Raw genomic sequence first — 12233 nt, 5'->3', positions numbered from 1 at the left:
CTCTAAATCATATTACCGAAAGAGGCTGGCTCAAAAATCATGAGCCAGCCCCTTTTTTCTTATTGTTTTATTTGCGAAAGCTCGCCCCAGTATTCGCAGATGGTGATCATGCCCTTGTCGAAATTCTCCAGATGGAAGTGTTCGTTTGGTGCATGGAAATTCTCACCGGGCAATCCGAAGCCCATCAGTACAACCGGAATGTTGAGAAGTCGGCTGAACCCTTCAACAATTGGGATGGAACCGCCCATTCGGGTTAGAGCGGGTGTGGCGTTGTACGCTTTTTCATAGGCGCGCATTGCCGCCTGAATAACAGGATGATTATATGGCATCTGGAACGGACGGCCGCTATCCATTCGGGTGAGCGAAACTTGCACGCCCGGCGGCGTATGTTTATGTACGTGCCGTTCAATTAAGTCTTGGATTTCTGCTGGATCTTGATCCGCCACCAGTCGGCAGGAGATTTTGGCGTGTGCCTCGGACGGGAGCACCGTTTTAATACCTTCGCCCTGAAAGCCGCCATACATACCGTTGATCTCGAGCGTTGGGCGCGCCCATGTTCGCTCAAGAAAATTGAATCCCTCCTCACCATATAGCTCGTTTACGCCCAGTTCCTTTTTGAGCGCTTCCTCATCGTACTTCAAATCGCGAAACGCCTGTCTCTCTTCTTTCGTTAGAGGTTTTACTTTATCATAGAATCCTTCGATAGCAACTTTGCCGTTTTTATCATGGAACGAAGCGAGAATTTCGGACAGTGCGTGAAGCGGATTGGCTATACCGCCACCATATATACCGGAGTGCAGGTCACCATTCGCGCCTTTTACATCAATTTGCATGGCGCATAAGCCGCGCAATCCGTAGCAAATCGCCGGTTTGCCTTTCTCCAGCATAGGGGTATCGGAGATGACAAGTACATCCGCCGCAAGCATGTCCTTATGTTTTTCCACAAACGGTTCCAAATTTGGGCTGCCGACTTCTTCCTCTCCTTCAATGCAGAATTTAACATTGACCGGTAGCTTTCCTTCCGTTTTTAGCAGCGCTTCCACTGCTTTAATGTGCATAAATACCTGACCTTTATCATCGGTAGCTCCCCGTGCGTAAATCTTTCCGTCCCGGATGTCCGGTTCGAATGGCGGTGTCTGCCATAATTCAAGCGGATCAACTGGCTGTACATCATAATGGCCGTAAATAAGTGCGGTGACATCGTTTTCGGCATGCATCCAGTCGGCATATACGATCGGATTGCCTTCGGTCGAAATTATTTGCACGTTTTCAAGCCCCGCCGCCTGCAATGCATTAACAAGCCATTCGGCGGTTCGTTTGATATCAGATTTGTGGGCCGACAGCGCGCTAATGCTTGGTATGCTTAAGAATTCCCTTAATTCGCTCAGATGTGCATCCCTGTTTTTTTCCAGATAAGTGCGGTATGACTGATTCATTTTTTATTCATCCTTTCTGTGTATAGAATACAGTCTGTAACTCTGGCAAAGATCTGTATCTTTAGCTTAGTACACAGGGAGCAATTTTTCAAAGCATGAGGTTTCGCGAAACACAGAATCTATAGACAAAGGAGAAGAAGAGAACCATATTCACGTGATAAATGGAAGGAATTTCCGAAATGGGTGGAGAAAGCTTTCGTTTTTACTAACGGACGAAATAGCCATATAATAAAGGTATAGAGTGAAAAACAAAATAAGCCGGCATAATCGCTGCGAGGTGATGAGCATTGATCGTAAATAAGGTTATTATCGTGGAAGGGAAGACGGATAAGAAACGTCTGGAGAAAATCATCGCAGAACCTGTGGAAATTATTTGTACACACGGCACGTTAAGCAGCAAGAAATTGGAGGATATCTATCACCAGGCGGGCGATGCCGACATCTACATTTTTGTAGACGAAGACTCTTCCGGAAGGAAATTGCGCTCCCAGCTCAGGAACGAGTTTCCGAATGCGTATCATTTATACACTCGCAGAAGCTATACTGAAATTGCGCGTACCCCATACGAGTACCTTGCGAAAATATTACGGGACGCCCATATAGAAATCAACAAAACTGTTATCTTATGAAAGTACGGAAGGAGTGGTGGAAACGCGGATGATCGAACAAATTCAGAGCCGGATAAGCCAGCGTTCATTTAATCTATTTGGTTTCGCTCCGCTGATGCGCGCGGCGGTGATGATTCCGCTGGTCGAAAAAGATGGAAAGCTGCACGTACTATTCGAAGTTCGCGCCCGAACGCTAAAACGCCAGCCCGGGGAGATTTGCTTTCCGGGCGGAAAAATTGAGGATGGCGATGTAAGCGAACAAGATGCCGCTGTTCGGGAGACATGCGAAGAGCTGGGGCTTGTGCGAGAAGATATCCAGGTTATTGAGACGCTTGGTATTCTCATTCCCCCGTATTCTTCGTCCATTTATTCATTTATCGGTAAAATTCATGACTATCGGAAAATTTCGCCGAATAAGAATGAAGTAGAAGAAATATTCTATGTTCCACTTGATTTCTTCTTGGAAAAAGAACCGGATGTACACTATATTCACCTGGCGGTAAAACCGGAGGAAAATTTTCCTTTTGAACTTATTCCCCAGGGTAAAAACTACAAATGGCGCAGCAGTCGTCTGCCTGAATTTTTTTATCAATATGACGGGAGAATCATATGGGGGCTGACGGCAAGAATTCTTTATGAGTTTATTACCATTGTGAAATAGTAGCGGTGATCAGACCCAAAACGCAAGAATATTGACGGTTTGGAACTCATTCGTCGTTGTCGTAAAATAAAATTATCAAACTGCTGAAAAATGTGTCAAATATATGAAATTTGGGTAAAAGTAAAGACAAAACCACGTCTTTACTTTTTTCACTTCTATCAAGGTTTTTCCCTGCTTTCATACATAAATTTACCGAGCTCCGCATATTCTCAAAACACTATACAAACGGGTCAAAACTTGATACGATTTAGATGGTATTTACCATGTGAACGCCTTTTCTGATACTAAAAATTTCATTTGTATGAAGGGCAAATGATAGTAAAGAAAGGAGTGTATTGTGTGGACTTCAGTTGGTTGTTTCCCCCGGCCATTAATGACATGGCAAAGCAGGTAGATTCCTTGTTCTGGTTTATCACATCTATTGCCGTCTTCATCTTTGTCCTGGTTGAAATGCTTTTGTTCATCTTCCTTGTTCGTTACCGAAGGAAACGACCGGACAAACAGGGAGTTGCGTTGCACGGGAACACGAAAATGGAAATCATTTGGACTTTGGTTCCAGCGTTGATTCTTGTTGCTATTGGCGTGTTTAGTTCTAAGATGACTTACGCAATTCAGACTCCACCGAAAGATGTATACACCATTAATGTCACCGGTTACAAATGGAGATGGGACTTTGAGTACCCGGAAGGGTTCAAGACGACAAACAATCTCGTCATTCCGGAAGATAAAAACGTCCTATTCAAGATTACATCCGGAGATATTTTGCACAGCTTTTGGATTCCGGCGATGCGGATAAAGCAGGACGCGGTACCTGGACGCCAAACTCAGTTCTGGTCTGGTCCAACGGAAAAAGGCGAATACCCTATCGTATGCGCCGAGTATTGCGGAACAATGCACTCAATGATGCTTGCAAAACTTCATGTGGTAAGTGCCGATGAATTTAATAAGTTTGTGCAATCCGGCGGTAAAGCCGGCGGTGGCTCCGCAGGCGGCTCGGGCGGCGAAGGCAAAGCGCTGGCTGAGCAGAAAGGCTGTTTAAGCTGTCATGCTGTTGACCAAACGAAGCTTGTCGGCCCGGGATGGGGCGGTATGTTTGGTAAAGACATAAAGCTGTCTGACGGAAGCACGGTAAAATATGATGAGAAATATATCATCGAATCTATTATGAACCCTGCAGCGAAAACTCCGCAAGGTTATTCTGCACCAATGCCGTCGCAGCAGGTAACAGAAGAAGAAGCGAAGGCAATTGCTGAATACATTAAAACCTTGAAATAGGGAGGAGTGAATCGTATGGGTGCTACTGCCACTGCCGCAGCGAGAAAACCGTCGTTTGTCAGAGATTGGTTGCTTACTGTTGACCATAAGAAAATCGGAATTATGTACGGCGTTGTGGGCTTACTTTTCTTCTTCCTCGGGGGAGCAGCCGCTCTCGTTATCCGGACAGAGCTATTGACGCCCGGGATGCCGGATGTGGTGCCGCAGGCTGATACATTCAACCAGATGTTCACCATGCACGGCTCTATCATGATTTTTTTGTTTATGATTCCGATGCTTACAGCTGCGTTTGGTAACTACCTGATACCGATTATGGTAGGTGCGCACGATATGGCGTTTCCGCGGATGAACAACCTGGCCTTCTGGCTCTATGTGCTAGGTGGCGTGGTTTTCCTCAGCAGTTTTTATTTCGGAATGCCAGATATCGGTTGGACCGCGTATCCGCCATATAGTATCGAATCTCCAGGACTGGGGCTTGATATCTGGGTAACGGGTGTCCATATTTTAGGGCTTTCCTCTATTCTTGGTGCGATAAACATTATTGTTACAGTGTTTAATATGCGGGCACCGGGCATGACATTTAACCGTCTGCCTTTGTATGTATGGTCTTCGCTCGTTACGGCATTTATTCAGCTGTTTGGTACGCCTGCGCTTGCTGGGGCTATCACGACGCTGTTGTTTGACCGCCATTTCGGCACGCATTTCTACGATGCGGCGGCCGGAGGTGATCCGATGCTGTATCAGCACCTATTCTGGTTCTACTCCCATCCGGCCGTGTACATTATGGTACTTCCGGCGATGGGAATCGTATCGGAGATTATTCCAGTATTTGCGCGCAAGCCGATTTTCGGTTATCATGCGATCGCCTACTCTTCCATTGCGATCGGATTCCTCGGCTTTTTGGTTTGGGCGCACCACATGTTTGTAGCCGGCATGCCGCTGGCAACCGGGGTGCCATTCATGGTAACTTCGATGATTATCGCGGTTCCGTCAGCAATTAAAATTTTCAACTGGCTTGCAACATTGTGGCGGGGATCGAACGTATTCACTACGCCGATGCTATTTGTGACCCTTGGCTTCATGGGACTGTTCACTATCGGCGGACTGAGCGGTATTTACCTCGCAGCGGTACCGATTGATATACACATGCACGACTCATATTTTGTTGTGGCTCATTTCCATTACGTATTGTTTGGAGGAAGTATGATGGCGGTGCTCGGCGGTATCTTCTACTGGTTCCCGAAGATAACCGGCCGTATGTACAACGAGAAGCTTGGTAAAACTGTATTCTGGCTCTATTTTATCGGCACAAACCTGACATTTTTCCCGATGCACTATATCGGCATGATGGGTATGCCGCGTCGTGTTTTCCAGTATGACCCGGCAGCCGGAATGCAGGTGGCCAACCAAATAGCGACATTCGGTTCGTATCTTATTGGTATAGCAGCAATTATGATGGTGGTTACAATTATTGTATCTCTTAGAATTGGAGCAAAAGCTCCCGCCAATCCGTGGGGGGCACAAACACTCGAGTGGACGGTATCTTCGCCGCCACCGGAACACAACTTTATTGAAATGCCTTATGTAACCGCTGCGCCGTATGAATTTGGTGAAGTGGAGGAAAAATATACGTCCAAGAAATCGTTTGGAGCGTAGGAGAAGAGGGATGTAACAATGGGATATCGCTTACCTTTCGTAACGACAATCGCCATCTTCCTGCTGCTAATTGCTGGAGCTCTTGTTGTAGGATTCGACGCCGGGCTGGCGTGTTCCGACTGGCCGTTGTGCAACGGACACATTATCCCGCCGTTAGAGGGGAAAATCATCATAGAATATACGCATCGCATGCTATCCACTGGTGTGGGGCTCTTAGTGCTTGCAAATTTGTACGCAGGGTGGCGCAAACGGAAGGAAAGCCCCATTGCGATGAAACTGGTCATTCTTTCTTTCGTGCTGCTGATGATGGCTGCTGTGTTGGGCGGCATTAATGTCTTAGAAAAACTGCCGCCCGGCTTCACGACGATGGATACGAGCGTCGCCACGCTCCTGTTCGCGACGTTTGTCGCTCTTACAGGTGTGACGCTGGCACATCATCGCAGAAAGCAGGGCGCATTTCATCAGAACAAGCAAATTCAATCCCTGTTCAAACCAACCCTGATAGCAACGATTGCCGTGTACGCCGAGTTTGTGCTGGGCGCGTTTATTAAGCACAGCGACGCTGGAGCCGTCTGGGTAAAAGGCGAAGTCACGCTGCTTAATGAGGTGATCTCCACACCGCAAATTGCCGCTGCTCTTATGTATGTGCATGTATTTGCTACAGCGCTTGTAGTTATCATAACCGTCTGGTTGTTCTTTCATGCGCGTTTGCGGAAAGCCTTGACCGGACAGGCGCTGGTTCTGGCCGCATTACTTGTGTTGCAGGTAGCCGCTGGATATTTGACGATGGCGATGAAATTAGCGGTTATCTCCGATGTCATTCATCTGGCACTTGGTGTATTGATGATGGCTTCATGCGTATTTATGATGGTTCAGGCCAAATTGGGCGTCGATCTGCTTGATCGCGACAATCAAAAAGAAAGTGTTGTTCGCGGTAACGTGGCAGTAAAAAATTTGTCCTAGTTATTGGCTAACGTGACTATATTCAGGGAGGTTTTGAAATGGGTACCCCTATTTCTGAAAAAGACGTATGTGAAAATCCGGCGAATCGCTCCATCGAATCAAGCGTTACGTCTGGAGTAAAAGGTGAATGGCGCGATTATGTATCGGTGACGAAGCCCGGCATTGTCGTTTCAAATTTAATGACTTTTTTTGTGGGGGTTTGGCTTGCTGCTGATGGCCCTCTGCCTTTAGGTACAATGCTAATGGCCATGCTAGGCTCGGCGCTTATCATTATGTCTGGAACATGTTTAAATAATTTTATTGACCGCGATCTTGACCAGTTTATGGAGCGCACGAAAAAGAGGGCGCTGCCGGATGGGCGTTTGAATCCGCAATCCGTTCTTATGATGGGCATTATTTTCGGCATTCTCGGTTCAATTGTTCTGTTGCTGGTTAATACGTTGACCGCTGTGCTCGGTCTTGTGGGCCTATTTTTCTATGTTGTGGTGTACACGATGTGGACAAAGCGCACAACGACATTAAATACGCTCATAGGCAGCGTGTCCGGAGCGATGCCTCCGATGATGGGCTATGCGGCGATCTCCGGTATGATTGACCTGACAGCCTGGATGTTGTTCGGAATTCTATTTATCTGGCAGTGTCCGCACTTCTTAGCCTTGGCGATGCGCCGTGCCGATGAATATCGCATTGCAGGATTTCAAATGCTGCCGGCTGTCCACGGGTTCGCGGTGACAAAACGCTATATTCTTCGTTATACAGCTTTTCTTGTGCTCGTCTCCGTTATGCTTTATGCGCTGGGCGAGGTCGGTATGGTTTATCTGATTGGTATGACTGTGCTTGGCATCGGCTATGTTATCGTAAATATGATGGGATTTTTTACAAAGGATGATATTAAATTCGCTCGTAAATCGTTTATTTACTCGCTGGTGTATTTGGTAATGTTTACGGTATTTATTTTGATTGACCGCGTGTAATTCCACTTTACTAAGCGGGGTGAAGGAGGTATGAGCATGGCTGTGCATTCTCAGGAAGAGCAGATACCAAAAAAGGGCATAAAAGATAATGGCCTGTTAGGTATATGGCTCGGGTTGATTTCCTTTACGTTCATGTTCGCCGTATTTATTGTATCGAATGTATACCTTCGAGGGTGGTCGCCGGACGTTTTTAATATTACGTTGCCGACAGGCGTACAGGATCTTGTTAATTATAACGTTCTTCTGCTGTTGGCATTGGGAGTGTTGACGCTTGTTGCAGGTATTAGCTACAAAAATCGCAAGGATGGGGTAGCGTTTATCCTTTATGCTCTTGCGACAATTGCAGCGATCGGCTACTGCGTAATTGACTGGTCCCTCATCCAGAGCTACCGGGCGCTTGGTCCGGCAGCTTGGACGGCGCATTTGATTGTGCAATCGATAATGGAAATCCTTGTTCTTATCTGCATCGTGCTCTATCTCCGTGCGTTTTACTTCAAGATGCGGAACCAGGAAAAGTCTTTGAACCGTTTTATTCCGGGTGCGACAGCTGTCTGGATGTATACGGTAATTATGGGACTTTTCGTTTTCATCCAGTGTGATTTAATCGAGATTGGCCAGTTTGCCGAGTGGTGCGGTATCAAGCTATCACAGTTTGGCAAGTAATGACGGGAGGGGGATTCACATGGGCATGATTTTGTACGCGTTAGGATATATGTTGTTTCCGATCGCCTTATTCTTTGGCTTCATGTACCTCTCGAAATTGACGACCAGAGAGTAAGATAGGGGAGAAGGAGTTGAGGAGCCATGTCTTCAGCTTTGAGGCGCCATTGGTTTATCGTGCTGACAGGGGCGCTCGTTGTGACGATTCTTCTCATTATTGTCTATCAAATATGGTGGGGTTCAAACAAACTCCCGGTTCTTGACCGGGCGCCTTCCTTCACCATGTCAGACATGTATGGAAATCGGGTCTCATTGCGTGATTCCGATGGCAAAGTGCGCCTTGTTTCTTTCCACTATACTCATTGTCCGGATGTGTGTCAGGCAACGAACTTTAATTTAATTCGGGTGCAGCAAAAGCTGAAGGAACAGGGAGTCCTCCAGGATAAAGTATTGTTGATGACAATTACGTTCGATCCGAAGCGGGATACAGAACAAGTTTTGCAACAGTATACGGCGATACGGAACATTAAGCCTGACGGCTGGTTGTTTCTGCGTGGAACGCCGGAGCAGACTAAACGGGTGCTTGATGGTTTTAAAATATTCGCCGAAGATCAGGGCAATGGCATCTTTGTACATTCCAATGAATTGTTTCTGCTTGATGGCAATAAGAACATTCGTGCCATTTACAAAATGGGTAGCAGTATGGATAACGAACAGATTGTCAAAGATATTAACAATTTGCTTGAGGATTAAAAGCAAAAACCTCTTATCAGGCGATAGGAGGTTTTTTTGCGCATTTCTTCAGAAAAACGGAACGGGGCATTTGACGGTTGCAGAAAATATTAAGGATCATACATTTCTTTACCATAATAAAGCGATATGTACTTTCTTCTGAGCAGAAAAAGGACAAGCAGCATGCCTGTGTGTTTTCTTATGTACACATATGTTTTATGATGATAAATAGGGAGAAGGGGGAAAAGGATGGAGCCGTTTGAAGAATTTTCGGATTTAATGGAACTGGCCGATATGATTACGGAACGTGTTGGCAATCCGATTACGATCGAAGACATGAATCATCATGTGGTCGCATACAGTACGCACGGAGGCGCCATAGATCCGGTGCGCATTCAAACCATTATGAAACGTAAAGTGCCGGAAGAAGTGCTGATTCGTTTTTGGAAAGACGGCATTATTCAGGCGTTAATGCATAGTGATGAGCCGGTACGTGTGCCAGCCGTCCGGGAAGTGGGGCTTGATAACCGAGTAGCTATTTCTATCCGGCGCGGTCATGAAGTATTCGGGTATATCTGGGTGCAGGAAGCGGTACGTCCGCTTGAAGAAAAAGACTTTGCTGTGCTGAAGAGGGCGGCTCGTCTCGCTTTGCCCCGCCTGTTGCATAGGAAGGATCGACACGCCAAGCAGGAAGAGAAACGAAACCAATTTTTCTGGCAACTGCTTTCGCGTGGCGCGAATAGCGGCGAAGCGGTCGATATCGAAAAAATGGCGGCCCAGCTTCGGCTTACTCTTCCTTCTGTTCTTGTTGTGCTCGTATGGGAAGCGCGTTGTTCGGATGAAGTATGGAGCGATGTGCAAAAAGAACTGGCATATTTGCTTGCTAATCTGAGGGATTTTTTTTCATTCCGTTATTTGCCGCTATGGACATTTGATGGCCGCCAGTTAATTGTATTGGCCGGATTGGACGAATGGGAGCAGGATCAGGCGGAAAACGCAAGCAAAGCATTTATTCATCAACTGCGAAAAAGATTAACGCGCCGTTTCGGTGGCGAAAATATGATCGCAGCTTATGGCGAGCCGGTGAAAGACCCGGGAGAAATATGGATTAGCTATCAGCAGGCGCTTGAAGTGATGCAGATAAAAAAAGCCTTACCCGACGAGTTAGAGGCGGTGGAAGGATATCATGAACTCGGTATATACCGTTTGTTTCCCAAGCTAAAGCAGTGGAACCGGGAGATGAAGTACCGAAACCCGAAGCTGGAGCGTCTGCTTAAATACGATCAGGAAAATCAGAGCAATCTTCTGGAGACATTGGAAGCGTTTCTTGATAATTCAGGGAAAGTAAATCAGACGGCTAACCAATTGCACATTCATCCTAACACGCTCGGATACCGGCTGAAACGGATTGGTGAGGTGGGTGGCATTGACTTAGACGATCCAAACGATCATATTATGCTATTTCTTGATGTAAAGCTTAGAAAGTATAATCCCTAAAAAGAATCCTTCAATTTTGAGGGATTCTTTTTTGATAGCTGGATAGTCTATAAATAAGGGGATTCACGTTAATGAAAAATCATTTGTGGAAATCCACAAATAAAAACGAATGATTTTAAGCTTTAAGACAAAGAAAAATTCATAAAAAAAGCATAAAATGAAAGAAACAGATAAACATGCACGAACACATAGCCTAAAAGCATAGGTAGCCGTTTTTTTACCAATAAAGAGGAGGTTTATCAACATGATTATTGGCGTACCAAAAGAGATAAAAAATAACGAGAACAGGGTAGCTATTACTCCTGCCGGGGTGGCAGCGTTTGTGCACGCGGGACATGAAGTGCTAATTGAAAAGAATGCCGGTCTTGGTAGCGGTTTCACAGACGAGGAATATGTAAAAGAAGGTGCGAAAATTGTTGCGACCGCTAAAGAAGCGTGGGCCGCTGACATGGTTATGAAAGTAAAGGAGCCGCTGCCGGAAGAGTATCCGTATTTCCGCGAAGGCCTTGTACTTTTCACTTATTTACACCTTGCCCCGGAGCCGGAGCTGACCAAGGCGCTGGTTGAAAAGAAAGTAACGGCAATTGCATACGAAACCATTCAACTGGATAATGGCGCGCTGCCTTTGCTGACGCCGATGAGCGAAGTGGCCGGACGTATGGCTGTGCAAATTGGGGCGCAATTCCTAGAGAAATCCCACGGTGGCAAAGGCGTACTGCTGGCAGGTGTACCAGGTGTGGAGGCCGGACGCGTAACGATTGTTGGCGGCGGTACTGTAGGCACGAATGCGGCGAAAATTGCCCTTGGTATGGGTGCGAAAGTAACATTGCTAGACATTAATGCGGATCGTCTGCGTTATCTGGATGAAATTTTCCAGGGGCGTGTGCAGACGCTAATGTCCAACCGTTATAATATTGCAAAAGCGGTAAAAGAAGCGGACTTGCTTATTGGCGCGGTTCTTATTCCGGGCGCACGCGCTCCGCGTCTGGTAACGGAAGACATGGTGAAAGCGATGGAACCGGGATCTGTAATCGTTGACGTAGCGATCGACCAAGGTGGGTCTATCGAAACCATCGATCGTGTGACAACACACAGCGATCCGACATATGTAAAGCATGGAGTGGTACATTACGCAGTAGCGAATATGCCTGGTGCTGTAGCACGAACTTCCACGATGGCGCTGACTAACGTAACGGTACCGTATGCGCTGCAAATCGCGGATAAAGGATATGTGAAAGCGGCATTGGAAAACTGCGCCCTTGCTCGCGGCATTAATGTGGTGGACGGCAAAGTAACATACAAAGCGGTAGCTGAAGCGCTTGGTTATACGTATGTGGATGTAAATGAAGTACTGAACAACGGAACCGTAGCCGTTTAATCAAAAAAAGCAAACATGAAAAAGGCAACCGGGTGGTTGCCCTTTTTCTGTTTGCTTCCTTTACTGCTAATTTTGATAAAAAATGCTTGACTGCTGGATGCCTTTTTTATAAAATGATTTGTGTTGATAATTTAATAAAGCTTTGTTGATATGCTCAGCCAATAAAGGTTGCATGCATAGAAGAAAGTGAATTTGCCCCTATAGTTAAACGGTATAACAGGCCACTCGTAATGGTCAGTTCGTGGTTCGATTCCGCGTGGGGGCATCAATTTGAAACCCTCGATGTTACTGGGGTTGCAAAAGATAAAGACTGTCCAAAAGGACAGTCTTTTTTTGTGCTTGTGTGCCAATAGTGTGCCTTCGTATGTTACTCCAACAAAGTGAGAACGCTTC

General features: G+C 46.3%; 11 protein-coding genes and 1 tRNA gene. 11 read left to right on the top strand and 1 reads right to left on the bottom strand.

Features of this window, described 5'->3' with window-relative positions; all coding sequences use genetic code 11:
- Positions 1 to 59 precede the first annotated feature (59 nt).
- Positions 60 to 1436 carry a dipeptidase gene (locus K3F53_RS16180; protein ID WP_057897634.1) on the bottom strand — a complete coding sequence of 459 codons (1377 nt, stop codon included), beginning with the start codon at positions 1434 to 1436 and terminating at the stop codon, positions 60 to 62.
- Positions 1437 to 1723: 287 nt separating this feature from the next.
- Here K3F53_RS16180 and K3F53_RS16175 point away from each other — a divergent pair, with 287 nt between their 5' ends.
- The 11 genes from K3F53_RS16175 (at position 1724) to K3F53_RS16125 (ending at position 12105) form a co-directional block, all read left to right on the top strand.
- Positions 1724 to 2065, top strand: coding sequence for a toprim domain-containing protein (locus K3F53_RS16175; protein WP_220559121.1), 342 nt, complete (start codon positions 1724 to 1726; stop codon positions 2063 to 2065).
- 28 nt (positions 2066 to 2093) lie between these two features.
- The gene (locus K3F53_RS16170) at positions 2094 to 2705 is read left to right on the top strand and encodes an NUDIX hydrolase (RefSeq protein ID WP_057897636.1); all 612 of its coding nucleotides are present in this window, start codon (positions 2094 to 2096) and stop codon (positions 2703 to 2705) included.
- A gap of 339 nt (positions 2706 to 3044) precedes the next feature.
- Positions 3045 to 3980, top strand: coding sequence for a cytochrome c oxidase subunit II (coxB, locus tag K3F53_RS16165; protein ID WP_057897637.1), 936 nt, complete (start codon positions 3045 to 3047; stop codon positions 3978 to 3980).
- 15 nt (positions 3981 to 3995) lie between these two features.
- The gene (gene ctaD / locus K3F53_RS16160) at positions 3996 to 5636 is read left to right on the top strand and encodes a cytochrome c oxidase subunit I (RefSeq protein ID WP_057897638.1); all 1641 of its coding nucleotides are present in this window, start codon (positions 3996 to 3998) and stop codon (positions 5634 to 5636) included.
- 18 nt (positions 5637 to 5654) lie between these two features.
- Complete coding sequence (locus tag K3F53_RS16155) at positions 5655 to 6599, top strand: COX15/CtaA family protein (RefSeq protein WP_057897639.1); 945 nt, start codon at positions 5655 to 5657, stop codon at positions 6597 to 6599.
- 38 nt (positions 6600 to 6637) lie between these two features.
- Positions 6638 to 7573, top strand: a complete 936-nt coding sequence (cyoE, locus tag K3F53_RS16150; RefSeq protein WP_220559120.1) for a heme o synthase — start codon at positions 6638 to 6640, stop codon at positions 7571 to 7573.
- Between the two features lie 36 nt (positions 7574 to 7609).
- On the top strand, positions 7610 to 8236 hold the full coding sequence (locus tag K3F53_RS16145; RefSeq protein WP_057897641.1) for a hypothetical protein: 627 nt from the start codon (positions 7610 to 7612) through the stop codon (positions 8234 to 8236).
- A 141-nt stretch (positions 8237 to 8377) separates the two neighbouring features.
- On the top strand, positions 8378 to 8986 hold the full coding sequence (locus K3F53_RS16140; RefSeq protein ID WP_057897642.1) for an SCO family protein: 609 nt from the start codon (positions 8378 to 8380) through the stop codon (positions 8984 to 8986).
- 228 nt (positions 8987 to 9214) lie between these two features.
- Positions 9215 to 10462, top strand: a complete 1248-nt coding sequence (locus K3F53_RS16135) for a PucR family transcriptional regulator (protein ID WP_057897643.1) — start codon at positions 9215 to 9217, stop codon at positions 10460 to 10462.
- A 244-nt stretch (positions 10463 to 10706) separates the two neighbouring features.
- Complete coding sequence (ald, locus tag K3F53_RS16130; RefSeq protein ID WP_220559119.1) at positions 10707 to 11840, top strand: alanine dehydrogenase; 1134 nt, start codon at positions 10707 to 10709, stop codon at positions 11838 to 11840.
- 194 nt (positions 11841 to 12034) lie between these two features.
- Positions 12035 to 12105, top strand: a tRNA-Thr gene (locus K3F53_RS16125).
- The last annotated feature ends 128 nt before the right edge of the window (positions 12106 to 12233 follow it).

It is taken from the genome of Aneurinibacillus thermoaerophilus, assembly GCF_019603355.1.
In the GTDB taxonomy this organism is placed as follows: Bacteria; Bacillota; Bacilli; order Aneurinibacillales; family Aneurinibacillaceae; genus Aneurinibacillus; species Aneurinibacillus thermoaerophilus.
The sequence above is the reverse complement of the archived record's forward strand: the minus strand, read 5'-3'. Positions and strand labels throughout refer to the sequence as shown.

What these genes read in the sequence shown, in the direction of transcription:
- K3F53_RS16180 (WP_057897634.1), bottom strand. Translation starts at nt 1,436, where the DNA reads ATGAATCAGTCATACCGCACTTATCTGGAAAAAAACAGGGATGCACAT.
- K3F53_RS16170 (WP_057897636.1), top strand. Translation starts at nt 2,094, where the DNA reads ATGATCGAACAAATTCAGAGCCGGATAAGCCAGCGTTCATTTAATCTA.
- ctaD (WP_057897638.1), top strand. Translation starts at nt 3,996, where the DNA reads ATGGGTGCTACTGCCACTGCCGCAGCGAGAAAACCGTCGTTTGTCAGA.
- K3F53_RS16155 (WP_057897639.1), top strand. Translation starts at nt 5,655, where the DNA reads ATGGGATATCGCTTACCTTTCGTAACGACAATCGCCATCTTCCTGCTG.
- cyoE (WP_220559120.1), top strand. Translation starts at nt 6,638, where the DNA reads ATGGGTACCCCTATTTCTGAAAAAGACGTATGTGAAAATCCGGCGAAT.
- K3F53_RS16145 (WP_057897641.1), top strand. Translation starts at nt 7,610, where the DNA reads ATGGCTGTGCATTCTCAGGAAGAGCAGATACCAAAAAAGGGCATAAAA.
- K3F53_RS16140 (WP_057897642.1), top strand. Translation starts at nt 8,378, where the DNA reads ATGTCTTCAGCTTTGAGGCGCCATTGGTTTATCGTGCTGACAGGGGCG.
- K3F53_RS16135 (WP_057897643.1), top strand. Translation starts at nt 9,215, where the DNA reads ATGGAGCCGTTTGAAGAATTTTCGGATTTAATGGAACTGGCCGATATG.
- ald (WP_220559119.1), top strand. Translation starts at nt 10,707, where the DNA reads ATGATTATTGGCGTACCAAAAGAGATAAAAAATAACGAGAACAGGGTA.